The sequence below is a fragment of the Streptomyces sp. AB3(2024) genome, assembly GCF_041862025.1.
In the GTDB taxonomy this organism is placed as follows: Bacteria; Actinomycetota; Actinomycetes; order Streptomycetales; family Streptomycetaceae; genus Streptomyces.
Window position 1 is genome coordinate 12,587 of the sequence record NZ_JBGWAB010000088.1, and the last position, 21,085, is coordinate 33,671.

Here is a 21,085-nt window from a genome sequence, read left to right on the forward strand (position 1 = left end):
GTGCAGCCGGCGAAGGTCATCCGCCGTGGCCTCAGACGCCGATGTCCCGGATCCGGTAGTCCTCCGGGGTCTCGCGCCGGACGAGGAGCCGGGCCGTGCCTTCGTGGACCGCGACGACGGCGGGGCGGCCGACCAGGTTGTAGCCGGAGGTCATGGACAGCTGGTAAGCGCCGGCCATAGGTACGGCGAGCAGGTCGCCGGGGTGGACGTCGCCCGGCAGCGGGACGTCGGAGGCGAGGATGTCGTCCGCCTCGCAGTGCCGCCCGACGACCGTGGCCGTACGGAGCCCCGCCGTCGAGTGGCGGCCGACGAGCCGGGGCGCTTACCGCACCCCGTACAGTGCGGGCCGCGGGTTGTCGCTCATGCCGCCGTCCACGGCGACGAACACGTTCTCGCCGGTGTGCTTGACGGCGAGCACCCGGTAGAGCGCGACTCCCGCGGGGCCCACGACGGCCCGCCCGGGTTCGACGGCGAGCCGGGGCACGGGCAGTCCCGCGGCGGCACAGCCGTCGACGAGTTCCGTACGCATCCGGCGGGCGAGCGCGGTGAGGTCGAGGGCGGGTTCGCCGGGCCGGTAGGCGATGCCGTGGCCGCCGCCCATGTCGAGCTCGGGCAGGACCAGGCCGTGCGTGTCACGGATGCGGGCCATCAGCCCGATCATGCGGCGCAGAGCGACCAGGTAGGGCTTCACCTCGGTGATCTGCGAGCCGATGCGGCAGTGCAGCCCCGTGAGTTCGAGCTGAGGCTGGCCCAGGATCCGGGCGACGGCGTGCTGAGCGCCGCCGTCGGCGAGGGAGAGCCCGAACTTCTGCTCCTCGGTACCGGTGCGGATCTTGTCGTGGCCACCGGCCGAGACGCCCGGGACCACCCGCACCATGACCTTCTGGCGGCCGGGGGGCCCGACGGCGGCCGCGATGCGCGCTATCTCGGACGGGCTGTCGATGACGATCCGCCCCACACCGAGCCGGAGCGCGGCCGCCAGGTCCTGGGGCGACTTCGCGTTGCCGTGCAGCACGATTCGTTCCGGCGGGAAGCCGGCCGTGACGGCGAGCTCCAGCTTTCCGGCCGAGCACACGTCCAGGCCCAGCCCCTCCTCCTGGACCCAGCGGACCATGGCGCGGGAGAGGAACACCTTGGCCGCGTACAGCACGTTCGTGTCGGGGAAGGCTTCGCGATACCGCCGGCAACGCCCGCGCCTCGCCCTCGTCCAGCACGTAGGTCGGCGTGTCGAACCGGTCGGCGATCTCGCTGAGGGGAACTCCGCCGACGGCCAGGGCGCCGTGCGGGAGTGGTGTTGCGGATGAGGGCCATACGGACAGCTCACCGGCGTCGGCAGGCATCTCCGGGAGAACGGCGATGGTCATGATCTGTTCCCCTTCAGGTCGCGCGGGCCGTGGTCTCGGATACTCGTGTGAGCGGGGCTCCGGTGGGTCCGGCCGCACCCGCCGCGGGAACCGCGGGCGCGGTGAGAGCCGGGTCGACGGTCAGCAGGGATACGCCGAGCGGCCGGGCCATCGCGCGGAGCACGGCCTCGGAGAGCCGGATCCAGGGCTGGGCCGTACCGAGCGTCGCGGCCAGCCGCTCCGGGCTGGTGAAACCGACGGCGGTACGGACCCCCAGTGGGGTGCGGAACAGCCGCACGACGACGTGCGCTCCTCCCGGCCGGGCGGGCACGTACAGAGGCCCGGCCGGGCTCTGTTCCTCAGGCTCGGAGTCGGATTCGTCGTACTGGAACAAGCACATGGGGCCCTCCTCGGGGAACCACGAGTGGCAGGTGACGTCCCGGCGCGGGGAGGCGGTCCGGGACGTGCAACCGAAGCTATCCCCGCCCCTGCGCCTCAGCGGTCACACCGTAACGGGACCCATACGGCCACCGGCCCACTCCATACGGATCACTGACACGACAGGAGCTGGAGGCCATCAGGAGTGCGTCAGGGTTGTGGACCTCTCTGCCAGAAAACCGTCAAGGACATGGCTCCGCCGTACCTAGCGGCCTTTCCATGAGGACCGGAGGCTGGACGGTGAGGAGAGGGAACAGGTCGTGCGAAGAGTCGTGGTCGGTGTGACCGGCACCCTGGGGAGTCTGGCCGCCCTGCACCGGGCAGCCGCAGATGCCCGACGGGCACCCCGGGGAGTCTGACCGCGCTGCACAGCGCGGCGGCAGAGGCCCGTGTGCGGTGCGGAGCTGTGGGTCGTCCTGGCCTGGCGATCCCCTGGCGGTGAACTGGGGAGCCGCAACGATCTCGGGCCCGCTGTCCTGGCGGAATGCCGCGCCGGGGCAGTCGAAAGACTCCGCGAGGTCCTCGATACGGCCTTCGGTGGTGTGAAACCCGGTGTCACCCTCGCGGCCCTCATGGTACGTGGGACTCCGGGTCCGGCTCTCGTGGACGTTGCCCGTGATCCCGATGACCTCCTGGTGGGCGGCACGGGATCCCGCGCCGCCCTGCGCCGCCTCGTCCGCCCCTCGGTGGCCCGCTACTGCCTCGCGCACGCCGCCCACCGGGCAGCTCCTGCTGGCTGCTTCCCTTTGCCCTACGCGCCCCGGAAGGCGAGCCAAGGGGCAGTTTCACCGCGGACGACCCTCGCCAAGGGAACCTAGCCTCGGGCTTTCACGAGTGGGCCTGTCCGAGACTTGATCAAAAAAGTGAGGAGTGCTCCTGGCCTGGGACGATGGGACTTGTCTAGGGTCCTGTTCGTCGTGTGGAAAGAAGCACTCCTCAGGTGAAGAAGCGTATCGGGCCCTACCCGCATGTCCGCATCGAGGGCGGTGGCCAGTCGGTGGTCTCCCAGGCCGGAGGGGTACTGCTGGCCCAGACCATCCGCAAGACCGGCCTGGATGCCGCGATATCGTCGGCGCTCGCGCCGTGGCGGAAGGCTCGGGCGGTGCACGATCCGGGCAAGATCCTGCTGGACGTGGCCCTCGCGGTCGCACTCGGCGGCGACTGCCTGGCTGATGTCGGGATGCTGCGCGCGGAGCCGGCCGTGTTCGGGCCGGTGGCCTCCGACCCGACCGTCTCCCGGCTCATCGACACCCTCGCCGCGGCCGGCCCCAGAGCGCTGACCGCGATCCGGTCCGCCCGGGCCGAAGTGCGCGAGCACGTCTGGAAGCTGGCCGGTGCTTCGTCGCCGGACGCCGCAGGTCAGGTAACCGTGGACCTGGACGGAGTGCTGGTACTGGCCCACTCCGACAAACATGACGCAGCCGCAACCTGGAAGAAGACCTACGGACATCACCCGCTGATGGGGTTCGTCGACCACGGACGCGGCGGCACCGGGGAGCCGGTGGCAGCCCTGCTGCGGCCCGGAAACGCCGGCAGCAACACGGCCTCCGACCACATCAGCGCCACTCAACTCGCGCTGTCCCAAATGCCGAAGCGGTATCGGCGGGGCCGGTCCACGCTCATTCGTACCGACTCCGCGGGCGGCACCCACGAGTTCGTGGCCTGGCTGGCGAAGCGGGGCCGGTGGCTGTCGTACTCGGTCGGGATGACCATCACCGACACCATTCACCAGGCGGTGCTGAAGGTGCCCGCCTCGGCCTGGACGCCCGCGATCGAGCCGGGTGGCGAGGTCCGCGACGGCGCCTGGGTGGCCGAGCTCGACGGCGACGCGCTGAAGGGCTGGCCGAGGGGGATGCGGCTGATCGTGCGGAAGGAACGGCCTCACCCTGGTGCCCAGTTGCGTTTCACCGATGCTGACGGCATGCGCCTGACCTGCTTCGCCACGAACACCACCGACAGTCCCATCGCGGCCCTCGAACTGCGGCAACGTCAGCGGGCCCGGGCCGAGGACCGCATCCGGGCCGCCCGTGCCACTGGTCTGCGCAACCTGCCCCTGCATGAGACCGCGCAGAACCGGATCTGGCTGGAGATCGTCCAGCTCGCGCTCGATCTGCTGGCCTGGATGCCGATGCTCGCTCTGACCGGCAAGCCCCGCCTCTGGGAGCCGCGCCGACTGCGGCTGCGACTGTTCTCCGCCGCCGCCCAGCACGTCACCACCGCCCGCCGCCGGCACCTTCGGTTCGGCCGCCACTGGCCATGGACCGACGTGATCACCACCGCGATCCAGCGGCTCGATGCCCTCCCGAACCCCGGCTGACCAGCAGCAACGGCCCACCCCAGCGAACCTGAACCACCCCACCGGAACCGTGGAACCCGGCGCCCACCCGACGCGACAGCCGGGCCACCACCCTGCCTATCAGCACCCCGGACAGCCGAAACGGCCCGCCGAAGAACTCGACGGACCGTCACGAAAGATCGAGGCTAATGCGTGCAGCTTCAGGTGGGCTCTCGTTCGAGACCGCGTCTTTCTGTCGGTGTGTCGCGGAAGTCCGTGTGCAGCGTTGTGGACAGTCAACAAAGCGCGGAGTCGAAGCCGCCGCTGTCGCTGGTTTGGGGCCATGCCTCGTCGAGTGTCGAGGGGGTGCCCACTCCATGGATCAAGCCCCGTAGGGCGTTTGCGGACATGGTCTGGCTGGTTGGGCCCCAACAGAGTGACATCGAAGCCCGCGCCGTCGAATCGGTGAGCCTTGCAGGCTGTCCTCCGGAGCGGCAGCGGCTTGGAGGTGTCCCTGTCCGCGTGGATCTGGCCACGGTCCGCCCGGGCCGCCAACGTAGGGCAGCGCGGCGGGGCCGGGGCTGTGCGCTGGACCCAGCCCGTTCCGGTGAGCCCGGTGCAGGCCCCCCACGAACTGGCACGCGACCGCGAGCGGACTCGCCCCATGCAGGATCCCTTGCTGTCGCATGAAGGCTCGTAGATTCGGTGCTGGTTCGGGCGTGCCATCCAACGCGCAGTCCACCGCGAGCCAGGGCCGGTCAACGCTGATGTCCCAGGCCACCAGTCGAGGTGCGTGGTAACTGTCGGGGCAGGGTGTGACGGGGCTGAACCACCGGGGGAGGTGGGTGAGGAGCACCTACCCTCGACGCCCACCTCACCCAGGCCCACCGCGGCAAGCTCGGCCACCACAGGGGCTGTCGGAAGCCTCTCGGCCGAAGGTGTCCGCGAACCCGCGGGACGAGCGCATTCCCAACCTGCCCGGGAGCGGCCCGGAGGCTCGCCCAAGGCCCAACCGAGGTGATTCTCCGGCCTGCTGGGCCGCCGGGCCTCGGTCGAACGCCCACGGCTGCCTGAAGGAGCTGGCAGCCGAGACGCAAGTGGGTTGGCCGGCCAGGGCGGTCGTATCACCAACCAAGCACACCGGGTTCGTGCCTGGGCCACGGCCGTTGGGCCGTTTCGGCCTTGGTTGCGAGTGTGTCGATGCAGTCCACCGCGGTCACCCTTGCTACTGTCCACTTCGCCCAAATCGCCCGCAAGTGAATAATTCGCGCCCACTGGTGGCCGAGAGGAAACGGACCATGAACGACTTTTCCCGTCGTAAAGTGCTCAAGGCGACGGCGGCCGCCGGTGCCGGTGCGGTCGTCGCGCAGGGCCTCGCGGCCACCGAGGCCCATGGTGCGAGCGCCGTGAAGGAGGCGTCCGCGAACGCGGAGTGCCTGCCGGCGAAGCTGACCGGCCGCATCGTCCGCCCCGACGACGCCGGGTACACGGACGCCCGCCTCGGCTGGGACCAGCTCATCTCTCGCTATCCGCTGGTCATCGTCTTCGCCCAGAACACCCAGGACGTGGTCAACGCCCTTACATGGGCACGGCAGAACGACGTCGCGCTACGGGTCCGCAGCGGCCGCCACAACACTGAGGGCTGGTCGAACATCGACAACGGCCTCGTGATCGACATCAGCGAGCTGAAGTCGGTCCGCATCGACAGCGCCGCCCGTGTCGCGACGGTCGGCGCCGGACTCAACCAGCTGGAAGCGGTGACCACGCTCGCGGAGCAGAACTTCGCGGTGACGACCGGGACCGAAGGCAGCGTGGGCCTGGCCGGGGCGACACTCGGCGGCGGTCTCGGCTTCCTCACCCGCTGGATCGGCATGGCCTGCGACAGCCTGATCGGTGCCGAGGTCGTCGTTGCGGAAGGCGCCGAGTGCGCCAAGGTGGTCAAGGCCGATCTGCACAACAACCCGGACTTGCTCTGGGCGCTGCGCGGAGCCGGGAACGGCAACTTCGGGATCGTCACCTCACTCACCTACAAAGTGGCCCCACTGAGGAGCGTCACGTATTTGCAGGCCACTTGGGACGGAATCGGCGACCTGTCCAGGATCTTCGAGGCCTATCAGCGTACTGCGCCGTACACGGACGACCGCCTCGGCACCCAGCTCGAAATTCACCGGAACCAGATCCTGCTGTTTGCGGTCCTGGCGGAAGGAACACCCGCGGAGGCGAAGAAGCTGCTGGCCCCGATCCTGTCGGTCGACAGCCCCCAGGTGTCGGTGCAGGTAGGGAACTGGGGCGACGTGTATACGGGCTTCCAGATCCCGACCGCGGACGAACCCGCGAACTGGAAGTTCTTCTCGCAGTTCACCAGAAAGCCGTTCCCGAGGAAGGCGATCGATGTGATCTCCTCGTTCATGCGGGACGCGCCCACGGACGACAGCAACTTCTTTGTGCAGGCGTTCGGCGGGGCGGTCAGGAAGAGCCCCCGCGGCGGCACGGCGTTCCCGCACCGCGACGCGCTCTTCTACTCCGAGCCCGGCGCCGGCTGGGGGACACGCTCCGACCAGCCGGGCGTCTGCGACCCGCTCACCCCGCAGGCCCAGGCTTGGATCGCCGAATTCAGCCAGGCACTGCGCCCCTACGTAGACGGTGCCTACGTCAACGTGCCGAACATCGGCATGCAGGACTGGGAGACCGCCTACTGGGGATCGAACTTCGACCGACTGCGCAAGATCAAGGCGGAGTACGACCCCCGCAACGCCTTCAAGTACGAGCAGAGCATCCCGCCCGCGTCCTGCTGAACGAACAGGCCTGAGCCCCCTCCCGACCTGCGAGGGGGCTCAGCCACGACCTACCCGTCCTGATGGAGTAGCCACGCTGTTGCAGGACGCCTATAAAACTCATTGAAATGGTCGGTTCAGTCAGGCAGGCGCCATTGCCGCAAGACTTTCCTGCCAGTACGCGCGCCAGGTCGACGAGGTGCGACGGGTCGGTGCCGTCGACTCCACCGAGCGCACCTACGATCAGACCGTCGTCGGCTGGTTCTGGGACCACGACCTGAACGGCACCTACCACCCCCCGGGGCAACTGCTCCAGCTGACCGGGACCGTCGCCAAGAAGTTCAAGCTCGACACGTACGAGACCACCCGCTTGTTCGCGCTGTCGGCGCTGTCGTTGGCGGATGCCGGGATCGCAGCCTGGGACAGCAAGTTCGACAGCCCAATCAACGAGTGGCGCCCGGTGTCCGCGGTCCGGGCGACGGGCGGCGCGAACGCAACCTGGGAGCCCCTCAGTGCGGACCGCTCGGGGGCACCGTGGACCCTGTGCTTCCCCGCCTGGACCTCTGGGCACGCCAACTTCACGGCTGCGTGGGCAGGCGCGATGCAGCACTACTTCGACCGTGACGACGTCTCGTTCACCGCACACTCCGAGGACCCGCACACACTCGTTCTGTCCCGCCAGATGAACAGCTTCAGCCAGGTCGCCCAGGAGGGCGAGTTCAGCCGACTCTGGCTGGGTGTGCACTTCCGCTGGGACGCCGAGGACGGGAGGGAGATCGGCACCAACGTTGCCGACTACGTGTTCGACAACGCGCTCCAGCCGACACGACCGGGCCGTCCTGATCAGCGGTGAAACGGCACCGTGGCCCACGCCGGCCGGATCGGCCGGCGCCCCGGCTCAGAGGTCCTGACAGAAGCTGTTGATCACGTGACTTTCGGTACCCGCGGGCGGCCCACCACCTGCTTCGGCGCCGGTTCCGGAAGCAACGGTTCGATGAGCGACCACAGTTCATCCGACACGATCCACGGTCGTGACTGACGTTTCCCCACGACCAGACCAACGACCATCCGAACCGGACCGCCAAGCCCTGTGCGGGATCCTGTTCGTGCTGCATACCGGCATGCTGTTGAAGAAGCTGGACTGGTCGCGGGCGGTGATCGACTCCTCCCACGTCAGGGCCGCTCGACGGGGCCCAAAGCGGGCCCAGCCCGGTCGACCGAGCACGTCCAGGCAGCAGTACCCCCTCATCGTCGACGGCCAGGGCATCCCACTGGCCGTGTCGCTGACCGGCGGGAACCGTAACGACGTCACCCGGCTGATGCCGCTGCTGAACAAGATTCCGCCGGTCGCCGGCCTCGTCGGCCGGCACCGCAGACGACCCGACACCCTCCTGGCCGACCGCGGCCACGACCACGACAAGTACCGCCGCCCGGTCTGGGCGACCGGCGTCAAACCCGTGATCGCCCGCCGCGGAGTCCCGCACGGCTCCGGCCTCGGCGTCTACCGGTGGGTCGTAGAGCGGACCATCGCCTGGCTCCACGGCTTCCGCCGACTACGGATCCGGTAGCTCTGCAGGCTATGGAGGACGCCGGGCAGGAGGCTTTCCATCTTTGCGCCGCACCTCAGCGGAGCGGCGGCCCGCGAGGCCTGACGTCTCCTTCGCTGCTGACGCGGCGATTCCCGGAGACGCCGCCCGCCAGGCTGGAGCTGTCGGCGCGGTCAACGCCACAGCGGTACCTGCCGGTGCACGGCGGATGCCGCACCACTGGATGGTGAACCTGGGCTCGGCTGAAACGCTCAGCAGGACCAGGAGGCGCACCATCGACGGCCTGTGCCCGTCGTACTGGCAGGTGATCCTGGTCGGATCGAACCATCCCAGATCTGGGTACCACGCCAGGCAACGGTCGGATATCCGGTCCCGATGAGCCAGATATGGGTGAACTCCTGCGGGAGCAGAGGTGCCATCGAGGGAAGCCGGCTGTCACTCGCGGGCGCACGATGGGCCGGCCACGGGGCATTCATGGTCACGCCGATGACGGCGTGACTCTCGTCCCCAACCGCTTTTCTGAGCTTCTCCCGATTGCCCCGCATGCGCCTGGTGTCGGTGTTGACCTCGGTATCGACCCACGTGTGGAAGCCATCCCAATCATCAACGCGAGACCACCTGCCCCCCCCCACGAGACGACCCTGACGGGTCCTTCGCCTTCTTGCTGGGCGGGACGCGAGGCCAGACCGCAGATGCCCGGAGCAGCGGCCCGAGCCGCCAGGGGGCCGGGGTGAACCGCCAGATTGTCGGGACTCGGCACGAACTCGTACACCTGGCCCGCGGCCTCGAATTCGGCCAGTAGCGCGGGATCCCATTGCCGGTGGCTCCGGCCGTCCTTCTTGAGCCGGAAGCCCCGGCTGACACGGACGGTCCACTCACGGCTCAGGCCGGAGGCGGACAGATCAGGTTCACGGCTGAGGGCCCCTGCCACTTCGACGTGCTAGGGCCTGTGTGGTGTCGTGATCAGTTGCCGGGTTCCGCCCTCTTCGCGGGGTGGAGCCCGGTAGGACTGTGATGGTTACGCGTAGGCAACTCACCAATTCTCAGTGGAAGTTCATCGAGCCGTATCTGCCGATCGGTAGGTACGGTCCGTATCCGGAGCGGTTGCGGGAGCAGTTCGAGGGGGTGATCTGGCGGTTCCGTTCCAGTGGTCAGTGGCGGGAGATGCCTGCCGAGTTCGGCCCCTGGGCGACCGTCTACGGCCGTTTCCGTGTCTGGCGGGACGCCGGTGTGTTCACCGCCCTGCTGGAAGGCCTGATCGCCGAGGGTGCCCGGGTGGGCAGAACGGACTTGCCGCTGGTCAGCGTGGACTCTCGGCCGGCCCCGAGCACGCGCCGCTCGTCCTCACCGCGCTGATCTTGGCGGCCGCTGTAGCGAACCTGAACCTCGCGGTCGCCAACGTGGCACTACCCACGATCGGGCGCACCTTTGACGCGTCGCAGACCGAGCTGAACTTGACCGCGGTCGGCTACAACCTGGGTATGGCCGCGTCGGTGTTCTACCTCGGCGCGTTGGGGGATCGTCAAGGCCGCAAACTGCTGCTGCTGCTGGCGGGCTCGGCGCTGTCGCTGCCGCTTTCCTTCCTCGCGGCGTACGCGCCGAACATCGAGGTGCTCATCGTTGCCCGGATCGTCGGCGGGGTGGCCGACGGCATGTGCTACCCGACTACCCTCGCGCTGATCGCGGCACTGTGGAGCGGCCCCAGCCGAACGCGATCGATCGCGCTGTGGTCGGCGATCGGAGCCGCGTTCGCTTCGCTCGGCCCGCTGCTGTCGGGGATCTTGCTCGGGAGCTACTGGTGGGGCTCGGTGTTCCCGGTCACCGTGCCGATCGCGGTCGTGTCCTTTGCAATGGCGTGGTTCTGCGTTCCCGCGCACGTGAACGAGACGACCAAGCCCGTGGACAACCTCGGCGGCGTGTTCTCGGTGCTGCTGGTGGGTTCGCTCATTCTGGGCATCAACTTCGCCGTCGCTCCGAACGCCGGCGCAATCCTGGTGGGCCTCGGCGTCGTCTTCGTCGTCGCGCTTGCCGCGTTCGTGATCCGACAGCGTCGGGCCGCGAACCCGCTGTACAGCCTCGCCGCCATCGTGGTGATGGTGGTCGAGGAGAGACCTCGCCCCGCTGGCCGGGGCCCTGCTGGTGACGGCCGGGATTGCCCGGCTGTCGGGCGCCCAAGGGGTTCGTGCTCATCCAGTTGCACTGCCCGGGGTGCCCGGCACGCCAAGCGAACAAAGCGTTCACGCATGGGATCGATGCGTAAGGGCCCGGTCGGATTGGGGGCTCTTGATCGGCGGAAGCCGTCAAGTGCTCGAACGGCCTGCCCGGACGCGGCGCGGGCCTTGGGGCAGCTGCGGGCGGGCAGGTCTTGACGTGCTGAAGAAGGCCGTGGTCGCGCTGGGGATGGTTCTGGTTCTGCAGAGCGTTTTTGCGCTCTGCCTGGTCAGTGCGCTGCAGCTGCTCGTGCTGCGCAACACCCCGTTCGGTGTGACCGGTGCGTCCCCGGTCGTGAACGCGGTTGTGCAGCCCATCCCCGACAACGACCGCCCGCCACCATCAGTTTGGAAAGGGCTCTGCGTCTGCTGGTATGCGCGGTGGACCGGCGATCGCGCTGGCCCGTGCACGGCCCGGATCTTCCCTGTGCAGTGAGATATCGGAGGCAAGTGAACTCTGCAATCACCCGACTTCGGTAGCCGTCTCGAGACCAGGGCAACGGTGCCTGACCGGCCGTTTGCGCAGGTCAGGCACCGTGCTCAACTTCTTAGAAGAAGCCGAGCTTTTTGGGGGAATAGCTTACTAATAAGTTCTTCGTCTGCTGGTAGTGCTCCAGCATCATCTTGTGGGTCTCGCGGCCTATGCCGGACTGCTTCATGCCCCCAAAAGCAGCGTGGGCCGGGTAGGCGTGGTAGCAGTTCGTCCAGACGCGGCCCGCCTGGATCGCGCGGCCCGCGCGGTAGGCCGTGTTGATGTCGCGGGTCCAGACGCCGGCCCCCAGGCCGTAGGACGTGTCGTTGGCGATGCGCACGGCGTCGTCGAAGTCCTGGAAGGACGTCACCGACACCACCGGACCGAAGATCTCCTCCTGGAAGATCCGCATCCGGTTGTCCCCCTCGAAGATGGTGGGCTGGACGTAGAAACCGCCCGCCAGGTCACCGCCGTGGTCGATGCGCCCGCCGCCCGTGAGGACCTTCGCGCCCTCCCGCTGGCCGATTTCCACGTATGACAGGACCTTCTTCAGCTGTTCCTCCGAGGCCTGCGCGCCGATCATCGTGTCCGTGTCCAGGGGATGACCCGGCACGATCAGTTCCGTACGGGCGACCGCCGCGTCCAGGAAATCGCCGTACCGGCCGCGCTCGATCAGGGCGCGCGACGGGCTCGTACAGACCTCGCCCTGGTTCAGCGCGAACATCGTGAAGCCCTCCAGGGCCTTGTCGCGCAGGTCGTCGTCCGTCGTCCAGATGTCGTCGAAGAACAGGTTCGGGCTCTTGCCGCCGAGCTCCAGGGTGACCGGCTTCAGGTGTTCGGCCGCGTACTGCATGATCAGGCGCCCGGTCGAGGTCTCCCCGGTGAAGGCCACCTTCGCCACGCGCGGGCTCGACGCGAGCGGCTTGCCGGCCTCCTCGCCGAAACCGTTGACGACGTTCACCACGCCCGGCGGCAGCAGGTCGGACACCAGGCTCAGCCAGTAGTGCACCGAAGCCGGCGTCTGCTCGGCCGGCTTGAGGACGACGGTGTTGCCGGCCGCGAGCGCCGGGGCGAGTTTCCACACGGCCATCAGGATGGGGAAGTTCCACGGGATGATCTGGGCGACCACGCCCAGCGGCTCGTGGAAGTGGTAGGCCACCGTGTCGTCGTCGAGCTGGCTCAGCGCTCCCTCCTGGGCGCGCAGCGCGCCCGCGAAGTAGCGGAACTGGTCGATCGCCAGGGGTATGTCCGCAGCGAGGGTCTCACGGACCGGCTTGCCGTTCTCCCACGTCTCCGCGACCGCGAGGGCCTCCAGGTTCTGCTCCATCCGGTCCGCGATCCGCAGCAGGACCGCGGACCGCTCGGCGACCGAGGTGCGGCCCCAGGCGGGGGCCGCCGCGTGCGCCGCGTCCAGGGCCCGCTCCACGTCCTCCGCCGTGCCCCGCGCGATCTCGGTGAAGGGCAGGCCGTTGACGGGGGAGGGGTTCTCGAAGTACCGGCCCCGGGCCGGTTCGACGTACTCGCCGCCGATGAAGTGGTCGTAGCGGGACGCGTACGCCATCAGCGCGCCCTCGGTACCGGGCGCAGCGTAACGGGCCATGGTGTTCCTCCCCTTGCCGGGCGCCGGCCACCGTCGGACGGCGCTCGGGGAGGAGGCTAGGAGCGGGCGGGTTGCGGGTACGTTGCGTACCGCCGGGGCACCCGCTGCGGGCCGCCGCCCAGCTCCGCGTCCAGGGCCCGTACGCGGGCCAGCGCGGCCGGCCGGCCCTCCGGCGGCAGGGCCGCCGCGAGCGCCCGCCACACCTCCGGGTCCTCCGCGCCCCACGCACTGCACACCCAGTCGGTCAGCAGTCCCGCGTCCGCGCGGGCGATCACCGCCGCCCGTGCCTGGTCCTCGATGCGCCGCCGCAGCCGTACGATGCCCGGCGCGCCGGAGGCCGGCAGCAGGGGGCCCGCGTACCGGGACAGTCCGGCCGACACCGCGCCGGCGGCCAGGTGCCGGGTGACCGCGGCGAAGTCGGCCTCCACCGGGGCGGCGGTCCGGTAGGGGCGGGAGAGCAGGTTCCCGGCGCCCAGCAGCGTGCGCAGCCGGGACACCTCCGCGCGCAGGGTCACCGCCGAGACCGACTCGTTCTCGTAGAGCGCGTGTGCGAGTTCCTCCCCCGACAGGCCCTCGGGATGGTGTGCGAGCAGCGCCACGATCTCGCTGTGCCGCCGCCCCAGGACGATCCGCCGGCCGCCGAGCACCAGCAGGGCCTCGTCGCGGCCGAGGGCCGTGAGGCTGTCCCGGGCCGAGCCGGCCGGCGGCGGCGCGAGCAGCGCCAGCTGGGCCTCGGCGGCCCGGGCCACCGCCTGCACGAAGGCGAGCGAGTGGGGGTGGGCCAGTCCGTCGCCGCCGGTGATGTCGACCGCCCCCAGCACCCGCCCGGTGGCGGGATCGCGCACCGGAGCCGCCGCGCAGGTCCAGGGGTGCACGAGGCGGCTGAAGTGTTCGGCCCCGAAGACCTGGACCGGTTCCCCGAGCGCGACCGCCGTGCCGGGGGCGTTGGTCCCCATCGCGGTCTCCGCCCAGCGGGCCCCCGGTACGAAGCCCAGCCGCTCGGCCCGCCGCAGGGTCGCCGCTTCCCCCTCGACCCACAGCAGCGCGCCGCGCGCGTCGCACACCGCGAGCAGATGGGCCCCGTGCGCCGCGAACGCCCCGACCAGGTCCCGGAACAGGGGCATCACCCGGGCCAGGGGGTGTGCCGCGCGGTAGTCCCGCAGGTCCGCCCCGGCCAGCTCCAGCCGGGGCGCGCACTCCGGGCTGACCCGCGCCCGCGCGCACCGCCGCCAGGACTTCGCGATCACAGCCCGGACCGGCGGCTCGACGCGTCCGTCCCGGGTGAAGGCCTCGTGCGCCCGCCGCAGGACGCGCGTGCGCTCGACGGGATCGGCCCCGCCCGGCAGCGCGAACGACGGACCGCCCATGTCACCCTCCCGAGGGACCGTGGCGCCGCGGGTGCGCGGAGCGCCCCCATCGTCGTGCGGCTCCCGGTCCCCGGCAAGCACTACGTCGGCCACACCACGCCGAAACCGGGTGGGGCGGGTGGGCCGGGGGCCGAGGGGCCCGCCAGGTGCCGTCGGCCCGACATGCGGCGCAGCGGCCACCCGCGGCCGTCCGGGTCCGGACGCAGCCGCCGTTCCCCGTCGGGCGCCGTCCGGCGGGCACGGGCCCGGCGCAGCACCGGCGCCTCCTCGTCCGGCCGGGCCGCCGCCGGGGCGGAGACGGCCGGTCACTTCGAAGACCGCCCGGGTGGCCGGGAACGCACGGCCCCCGTGGCGCGTTGTCACAGGTGAGTGGTCGACGTGGAAGAAGGAGGTGTCCGCAGATGTCGAAGGGCGCGAAGATCGCCGTTGGCGCGGTCGTGGCAGCCATCGTGCTGTATTCCCTGCTCGGGTTCTGGGCAGGACTGGCGGTCCTGATCGGGGTCCCGGTGGTGGCGTATCTCCTGCTGGACTCCTCCCAGAAGCGTCGTCTGCGGGGCATGTCCAGGAAGCAACTCGGCCGCTGAAGGCCGCAGGGGGGGGCGATGAGCAGGGCACAGATCAGAGCGGTCAGCAGCAATGCCGAGTACTCGTTCACCAAGCCCAACCGGGAGAGCATCACGCTGCTCGCGGGCCTGGGGGTGGAGGGCGACGTACACGCGGGGGTCACGGTCAAACACCGTTCACGGGTGGCCGTCGATCCGACCCAGCCGAATCTGCGGCAGGTGCACCTGATCCACCGGGAGCTGTTCGACGAGGTGGCCGCGGCGGGATTCAACGTCGGACCGGGACAGCTCGGGGAGAACGTCACCACCGAGGGCATAGACCTGCACGAGCTGCCGACGGGCGCCCTCCTGCGCCTCGGCGAGGAGGCGGTGGTCGAGGTGACCGGGCTGCGCAATCCCTGCCCGCAGATCAACGCCTTCCAGGACGGGCTGCTCAAGCAGGTCGTCGGCCGGGACGAGGAAGGCCGGGTGGTCCGTAAGGCCGGGATCATGGGCGTGGTCCGCCGGGGAGGCACGATCCGCCCCGGCGACGCCATCACGGTGACCCTGCCGGAAATTCCGCACGTTCCGCTCGAACGCGTCTGAGGCCAGGTCGGTCGACTGCGCCGGCTCAAGGCATCGCCGTCCGCCGGCGGGCGGCCTGCGCCGCACGCGCCGACTCGCGACCGGGCTCCGGGGCGACCGGAGCGCGCGGGCCCGCGGGCACCCCGCGGGGCGTCAGGACGGCCGGGTGGCCACCCGCTCCAGGGCCGCCAGCAGCTCCGGGAGTTCGGGCAGTTCCGCGTCGCCCGCGCGCGGGACGGTCAGGACCTCGCCCGGCTCTTCGTCCAGCAGGACGAAGGCCGCGTCGTCGGTCCGGGCCACCAGGGACCATCCGGGCCCGTCCGCCCGGATGGTCCGCACGCCTTCACCCGCGAAGGCGGACCGGACCCGGCCCGGCGGTGGCGCCTCCTGGGCGTATCCCGTGGCCTCCCGCAGCGCCCGCGCCAGCCCGGGGTGCGCCGCGGCGGCGGCCCCGCCGTCCGTCGCGACCCGCTCGCGCCAGTCCGCCCACTCCCGGGCGATCTGGTCCGCGCCCATGCGCCGCTGCACCGGGCCCCACGACTCCGCCGACGGCGGAGCCAGTGGCACCCGCCCCGTGCCGTCCGCGCCCTGCTCGGGGTCGTGCGGCTCCGGGATGCCCGGCGCCGCCACCGTCAGATCCAGCGGCCAGCCCGCCAGCGAGAGCACGATCGTGCTCTCGTCGGGCGACAGCTCGTACTCCATGCCGCAGTCCCAGGAGGCGATCGCGGTGGCCACGAGCGAAACGTCGTCGACGACGACCGTCCAGCGCGCACCCTCCGCGTCCTGTCCGAGCACCAGCCCGTATCCGTCGGCGACCGGCGGCACGCCCAGGAGGGCGCAGGCCTGCGGAAAGTCGTCGCCGAACGCCGTCGGGAACTGCGTGGGGGTCAGCAGTACGGCGGTCAGCACGAACAGCGAACCCCCATCCTCCTCAGCGGACACGTGGCCTCCCGATCGCTCTCTCGTCGGCGCACCTTAACCAGCGGGTAATACGCGCGTCGAGAGTCCACGGGCGGCGATTTCCAAGCCCGCTACCTGCACGTAGAGTTGGGCACCCGCCACAGAAAGGGACACCGGTGCAGCGTTACGACCGGCTGAGGGAGATCCTCCGGCTCGACCCCGACAAGGACTTCCTGGCCATCTACCGGCTCACCGCCACCTATGAGTTCCCGTGGGACTTCACCCGCGCCCTGGAACTCGCGCTCTTCCGCACCTACGCCGTCCCCTCCATCGGCAGCCTGCTGGCCGAGACGGCGGAATTCACCCGGCGCGCCCAGAAGCGTTACGACGACACCACGCTGCTCCTCGACGCGGTCGTCGAGCACGGCTTCGACAGCGACACGGCGCGCACCGCGATCCGTCGCGTCAACCAGATGCACCGCAGTTACGACATCTCCGACGACGACATGCGCTACGTCCTGTGCACGTTCGTCGTGATCCCCGCCCGCTGGATCGACGCCTACGGCTGGCGCCCGCTGACCCACCACGAGCGGCGGGCCTGCGCCAACTACTACGCCACCCTCGGCCGCCATCTGGGCATCAAGGACGTTCCGGGCTCCTACGAGGAGTTCGAGACCACCCTGAACGCCTACGAACAGGCGCACTTCGGCTGGGACGAAGGGGGCCGGGAGGTCGCCGACTCCACCCTCGACCTCATGGCGTCCTGGTACCCGGCCCCGCTGGCCCCCGCCGTGCGCCGCGCGAGCCTCACCCTCCTCGACGAGCCGCTGCTCAGCGCCTTCCGCTACGAGCCCCCGGGCCCCGGACTCCAGCGCCTGGTCCGGGGCGCGCTGTGGCTGCGGGGCCGCGCGGTGCGGCTCCTGCCGCCCCGCCGGGCCCCTCACTACTCCCGTCAGAACCCGGAGATCAAGGGCTACCCGGACGGCTACGACGTCGGCGAGCTCGGTACGTTCCCCGTGCCCGGCGCGGGCGGCTGCCCCGTGCCGCATCCGCGCCGCCCGGCCGAAGCCGAAGCCCAGCCGCCCGCGTAGCCGCCGGGCGCCGGGGCGGCCCGGTGCGCGGGGCGACGTAGGGTCCGAAGGGCTCAGGGGCGGCGGGCCGCCAGGACCAGGAAGCGGGCGTCCTCGTCGGCGTACGAGGTCATGTCCCAGCCCGAACCGGACAGCAGCGGGCGGAGGTTGTGCTCCGCCCGCAGGTCGTCCGGGGTCAGCTCGCGACCGTGGCGGGCGGCGAGCGCCGCTCGCCCGATCGGGTGGAACAGAGCGAGGCGCCCGCCGGGGCGGACCGCGCGGGCGAGCTCGCGCAGGTTCGCCGCAGGGGCGGGGAGGTGTGCGATCAGCCCGGCCGCGAACACCGCGTCGAGGGATCCGTCGCGCAGCGGCAGCCGGGCCACGTCCGCGAGCAGCAGGGTGCCATCGGCGTCCCGCCCGGCCTCCCGCGCGGCGGCCAGCATCCGCTCGGTGAGGTCCACGCCGAGCACGGTTCCGGAAGGGCCGACGGCCGCGCGCAGCGGGGTCAGGGCCCGGCCCGTCCCGCAGCCCGCGTCGAGCACCCGGTCGCCGGGGCCCAGGCCCAGTTCGCCCACGGCGGCCGTGAAGGCGGGCCCGTCCTCGGGGAATTTGCGGTCCCAGTCGGCGGCGCGTGCCCCGAAGAACTCCTGCACGTGTGTGTGGTCCTCGTTCGTACGGCTCATGCCCCCATGATCCCGTACCGTCGCCCGCCCGTGGGCCGTGTGCAAGCTGGCACGTGGCGTGATCGGAGATGAACGTATCTCTGTCATATTCCAGCAGTTCCAGCGGCTTTCGAAATGCTCCCCCTGTTCGTGCCCTCACCCGGACTAGCGTCCCGTGGCCATGGGACACCTGGACCACGCCGCCTATGGCTGGCTGACACCCGCACTGTCGTATGTGATGGCATCGATCGGTGCCGCCCTCGGACTGCGCTGCACCGTCCGCGCGCTCGCCGCCACCGGGGCCTCCCGCCGCAACTGGCTCCTCACGGCGGCCTCGGCCATCGGCACCGGCATCTGGACGATGCACTTCGTCGCGATGCTCGGCTTCCACGTCACCGGCACCGAGATCCACTACAACGTGCCGCTGACCATCCTCAGCCTGCTCGTCGCGGTGCTCGTCGTCGGCGCGGGCGTCTTCGCCGTCGGCTACGGCACGGCCCGCGGCCGGTCCCTCGTCCTCGGCGGTCTGACCACCGGAGCCGGCGTCGCGAGCATGCACTACCTCGGCATGGCGGCCCTGCGCCTGCACGGCCGGGTCGCCTACGACCCGCTCACCGTCGGGCTCTCCGTCGTCATCGCCGTCGTCGCCGCCACCGCCGCCCTCTGGGCCGCCCTCAACATCAAATCGCCGGCGGCCGTGGCCGTCGCCTCCCTGGTGATGGGCCTCGCGGTCAGCAGCATGCACTACACCGGGATGCTGGCCGTCTCCGTCCGCGTCACCCCCTCGGACCAGGCGCTGCCCGGAGCCACCGCCCTGCAGTTCATCTTCCCGCTCGCGGTCGGGCTCGGCTCCTACCTGTTCATCACCGCCGCGTTCGTGGCGCTGTCCCCGACCGCCGACGAACGCGCCGCGTCCGCCTCGGCCTCCGGTGCCGTCGCCGTCCCCCCACCCGCGGCCCCCGGCCGGCCGGGCGAGGGCGCCGTGCCCGCGCACTGAACGACCGCCCGTCCCGGACCCGCCCCGCACCGCCCCGAACGAGGAGCCCATGCGCACATCCCGCAGAAGACCGCAGGCAGCGGCTCCGCGGCCACCCGTGCCACCGGCGCGCGGCCGCCGGGCGCACGCCGGTCCCCCCGCCGAGGAACCGCCGCTCCCGGACCCGCGTACCGACCCGGCCGGGAGCGCTCCCGTCGGTGCGCGCCCCCGGATCCGGCTGCGCCCCGCCACCGTCCGGGCGAAGATCGTCTCGCTGCTGATGGTCCCGGTCGTCTCCCTGCTCGGCCTCTGGGCCTTCGCCACCGTCGCCGCCGCCCAGGACGTCGCCCGGATCGGCCGGGTCCGGCAGGCCGACGCCGAGATCCGCACCCCCGTCGCGGCCGCCCTGACCGAGCTCCAGGCCGAACGCCGGGCCGCCGTCCGCTTCCTGGCCGATCCGGCCTCCGACCAGGCGGCGGCCCTGGCACAGCAGGCCCGGCGCACGGACGACGCCGTACGGCGGCTCCGCCTCGGAAACCGGCACACCGTCGCCGACTCCGGCGACTACCACGGCGACGTGGTCACCCGACTGGACACCTTCGTCTCCCGCTCGGAAGGGCTCGCCGCGGCCCGCAAGGACGTCACCGAGCGCCGCACCACCCCGGACGGCGCCTACGCGGTCTACACCGAGGCCGCCGACTCCGCCCTCGCCGTCGAGGGCGCCCTCTCCGCCGGTCAGGATCCCGGACCCGACAGCCGCGTCCTGCTGGAGTTCGCCCGAGCCGGTGAGATGCTCTCCCGCGAGGACGTCCTGCTCGCCGTGCCGGGACCCCGCACCCCCGATGCGCTCCGCCGCCTGACCGGTGTGACCGAGAACCGCCGCACACTCACCGCCGCCACCGCCCCGGATCTGCCGACGGCCCAGCGCGCCGCCTGGGAGTCCGTGGCGAAGAGCGCCTCTTACGCCGAGCTCACGGGCGCGGAGGACAAGGCCCTGGCCGCCGCCCCCGCCACCACCCCCGCCGGCGGCGCGACGGCGCAGCGGGAAGCACCCCGGGAGGCCCCGCGCGCGGTGCCCGCCGGCTGGGAGGCCGCGTACACGAGCGTCAGCGGCTCGATGCGCGACATCCGGCTGGCCGCCGCTGCAGGGTCCGAGGGCCGGGCCGCCCCGCTCGCCGAGGGCCTGCTCGGCCCCCCCCGGGGCGGCGGTGCTGCTCGGGCTGGCGGCCGTCGCCGCCTCGCTGGTCATCTCCGTCCGCATCGGACGCACCCTGGTCGTCGAACTGGTCTCGCTGCGCAACACCGCCCTGGAGATCGCCCACCGCAAGCTCCCGGACGCCATGGACCGGCTCCGCGCGGGCCGGGCCGTGGACGTCGACACCGACGTCGAGGCCGGGCCCGTGCCCGGACGGACCACCGAGGACGAGATCGCCCAGGTCGCCGCCGCGCTCTCCACCGTCCACCGGGCGGCTCTGAGCGCCGCCGTAGAACGGGCCGAATTCGCCAGCGGGGTGAGCGGGGTCTTCGTCAACCTCGCCCGCCGCAGCCAGGTCCTCGTGCACAAGCAGCTCAACCTGCTGGACTCCATGGAGCGGCGCGCCGACGACCCCGGCGAGCTCGACGACCTCTTCCGGCTCGACCACCTCACCACCCGGATGAGGCGCCACGCGGAAAGCCTGATCATCCTCTCGGGAGCCGCTCCCGGCCGGGCCTGGCGCGTGCCGGTCCCGCTCACGAACGTCGTGCGCGCCGCCGTCTCCGAGATCGAGGACTACCCGCGGGTCGAGGTCCGCGGCCTCGCGGAAGCCGCCGTCGCCGGCGCGTCGGTGGCCGACCTCACCCACCTCCTCGCCGAACTCGTCGAGAACGCCACCCAGTTCTCCCCGCCGCACACCAAGGTCCGGGTCAGCGGCGAGCCCGTCGGCGCCGGGTACGTCCTGGAGGTCGAGGACCGGGGACTCGGCATGGGCCGCGAGGCGCTGGCCGACGCCAACCGCCGCATCGAGCACTCCGAGGACCTCGACCTCTTCGACAGCGACCGCCTGGGCCTGTTCGTGGTCAGCCGGCTCTCCTCCCGCCACGGGGTGCGGGTGCGCCTGCGGCCGTCGCCCTACGGAGGCACGACCGCGGTCGTGCTGCTGCCCAACTCCCTGCTCCAGGGCGCGATCGAGCCCGGCCCCGGCCCGGCCCCCACCACCCCCGGCCCCGGCCCCGCGTCCCCGGCCGGGGCCGGTGCGGGGCAGCCGGAGCGGCCCGCGGCCGTGAGCGTCGTACGGGAGACCGTGCGCGGCGTCCCGACGCCCGGCCGGCCGCCCGTCCCGGCA

The 21,085-nt window shown here is 71.4% G+C and carries 16 protein-coding genes and 3 pseudogenes; 13 read left to right on the forward strand and 6 right to left on the reverse strand.

The features are described from left to right. Nucleotides 1-31 precede the first annotated feature (31 nt). A pseudogene (gene lysA, locus ACEPPI_RS27785) lies at nucleotides 32-1,364 on the reverse strand (diaminopimelate decarboxylase). Between the two features lie 13 nt (nucleotides 1,365-1,377). Beyond that, on the reverse strand, nucleotides 1,378-1,743 hold the full coding sequence (locus tag ACEPPI_RS27790) for an SAV_915 family protein (RefSeq protein ID WP_373918005.1): 366 nt from the start codon (nucleotides 1,741-1,743) through the stop codon (nucleotides 1,378-1,380). Between the two features lie 610 nt (nucleotides 1,744-2,353). Here ACEPPI_RS27790 and ACEPPI_RS27795 point away from each other — a divergent pair. From ACEPPI_RS27795 to ACEPPI_RS27830, 8 genes and pseudogenes are all read left to right on the forward strand, one after another. After that, nucleotides 2,354-2,599 (forward strand): hypothetical protein, encoded by a 246-nt coding sequence (locus ACEPPI_RS27795; RefSeq protein ID WP_373918006.1) that lies wholly within the window; start codon nucleotides 2,354-2,356, stop codon nucleotides 2,597-2,599. 122 nt (nucleotides 2,600-2,721) lie between these two features. After that, entirely contained in the window at nucleotides 2,722-4,098 is a 1,377-nt protein-coding gene (locus ACEPPI_RS27800; protein ID WP_373918007.1) for an IS1380 family transposase, read from the forward strand. 1,256 nt (nucleotides 4,099-5,354) lie between these two features. Next, nucleotides 5,355-6,851 carry an FAD-binding oxidoreductase gene (locus ACEPPI_RS27805; RefSeq protein WP_373918008.1) on the forward strand — a complete coding sequence of 499 codons (1,497 nt, stop codon included), beginning with the start codon at nucleotides 5,355-5,357 and terminating at the stop codon, nucleotides 6,849-6,851. A gap of 178 nt (nucleotides 6,852-7,029) precedes the next feature. Continuing rightward, the gene (locus ACEPPI_RS27810; protein ID WP_373918009.1) at nucleotides 7,030-7,683 is read left to right on the forward strand and encodes a vanadium-dependent haloperoxidase; all 654 of its coding nucleotides are present in this window, start codon (nucleotides 7,030-7,032) and stop codon (nucleotides 7,681-7,683) included. Nucleotides 7,684-7,936: 253 nt separating this feature from the next. Then, entirely contained in the window at nucleotides 7,937-8,398 is a 462-nt protein-coding gene (locus ACEPPI_RS27815; RefSeq protein WP_373918010.1) for a transposase, read from the forward strand. A gap of 993 nt (nucleotides 8,399-9,391) precedes the next feature. Then, a pseudogene (locus ACEPPI_RS27820) lies at nucleotides 9,392-9,691 on the forward strand (transposase); the annotation flags it as partial. 44 nt (nucleotides 9,692-9,735) lie between these two features. Continuing rightward, a complete protein-coding gene (locus ACEPPI_RS27825) occupies nucleotides 9,736-10,746 on the forward strand; it encodes an MFS transporter (RefSeq protein WP_373918011.1) in 1,011 nt (336 codons plus the stop codon). Between the two features lies 1 nt (nucleotide 10,747). Then, nucleotides 10,748-11,023 carry a hypothetical protein gene (locus ACEPPI_RS27830; protein ID WP_373918012.1) on the forward strand — a complete coding sequence of 92 codons (276 nt, stop codon included), beginning with the start codon at nucleotides 10,748-10,750 and terminating at the stop codon, nucleotides 11,021-11,023. A gap of 112 nt (nucleotides 11,024-11,135) precedes the next feature. Here ACEPPI_RS27830 and ACEPPI_RS27835 read toward each other — a convergent pair whose 3' ends face one another. Beyond that, nucleotides 11,136-12,659 (reverse strand): aldehyde dehydrogenase family protein, encoded by a 1,524-nt coding sequence (locus ACEPPI_RS27835; protein WP_373918013.1) that lies wholly within the window; start codon nucleotides 12,657-12,659, stop codon nucleotides 11,136-11,138. Between the two features lie 56 nt (nucleotides 12,660-12,715). Beyond that, on the reverse strand, nucleotides 12,716-14,026 hold the full coding sequence (locus tag ACEPPI_RS27840; RefSeq protein WP_373918014.1) for a GAF domain-containing protein: 1,311 nt from the start codon (nucleotides 14,024-14,026) through the stop codon (nucleotides 12,716-12,718). A gap of 401 nt (nucleotides 14,027-14,427) precedes the next feature. On the opposite strand from ACEPPI_RS27840, the gene ACEPPI_RS27845 reads away from it, so the two are divergent. Together ACEPPI_RS27845 and ACEPPI_RS27850 are read left to right on the forward strand one after the other, a co-directional pair. Then, nucleotides 14,428-14,610 carry a hypothetical protein gene (locus tag ACEPPI_RS27845; protein ID WP_030232626.1) on the forward strand — a complete coding sequence of 61 codons (183 nt, stop codon included), beginning with the start codon at nucleotides 14,428-14,430 and terminating at the stop codon, nucleotides 14,608-14,610. Between the two features lie 18 nt (nucleotides 14,611-14,628). Continuing rightward, nucleotides 14,629-15,174: an MOSC domain-containing protein gene (locus ACEPPI_RS27850; protein ID WP_373918015.1), complete on the forward strand. Its 546-nt coding sequence runs from the start codon at nucleotides 14,629-14,631 to the stop codon at nucleotides 15,172-15,174. A 132-nt stretch (nucleotides 15,175-15,306) separates the two neighbouring features. Here the strand turns inward: ACEPPI_RS27850 and ACEPPI_RS27855 are convergent, their stop codons facing one another. Next, entirely contained in the window at nucleotides 15,307-16,095 is a 789-nt protein-coding gene (locus ACEPPI_RS27855) for a hypothetical protein (RefSeq protein ID WP_373918016.1), read from the reverse strand. 134 nt (nucleotides 16,096-16,229) lie between these two features. Here ACEPPI_RS27855 and ACEPPI_RS27860 point away from each other — a divergent pair, with 134 nt between their 5' ends. After that, nucleotides 16,230-17,144, forward strand: coding sequence for an oxygenase MpaB family protein (locus ACEPPI_RS27860; protein ID WP_373918017.1), 915 nt, complete (start codon nucleotides 16,230-16,232; stop codon nucleotides 17,142-17,144). A 53-nt stretch (nucleotides 17,145-17,197) separates the two neighbouring features. On the opposite strand, the gene ACEPPI_RS27865 is transcribed toward ACEPPI_RS27860, so the two are convergent. After that, the gene (locus tag ACEPPI_RS27865; RefSeq protein ID WP_373918018.1) at nucleotides 17,198-17,806 is read right to left on the reverse strand and encodes a class I SAM-dependent methyltransferase; all 609 of its coding nucleotides are present in this window, start codon (nucleotides 17,804-17,806) and stop codon (nucleotides 17,198-17,200) included. Nucleotides 17,807-17,966: 160 nt separating this feature from the next. Between ACEPPI_RS27865 and ACEPPI_RS27870 the strand changes: the two genes are divergently transcribed. After that, on the forward strand, nucleotides 17,967-18,782 hold the full coding sequence (locus ACEPPI_RS27870) for an MHYT domain-containing protein (RefSeq protein WP_373918019.1): 816 nt from the start codon (nucleotides 17,967-17,969) through the stop codon (nucleotides 18,780-18,782). Nucleotides 18,783-18,831: 49 nt separating this feature from the next. Further along, nucleotides 18,832-21,085, forward strand: a pseudogene (locus ACEPPI_RS27875) (nitrate- and nitrite sensing domain-containing protein); the annotation flags it as partial.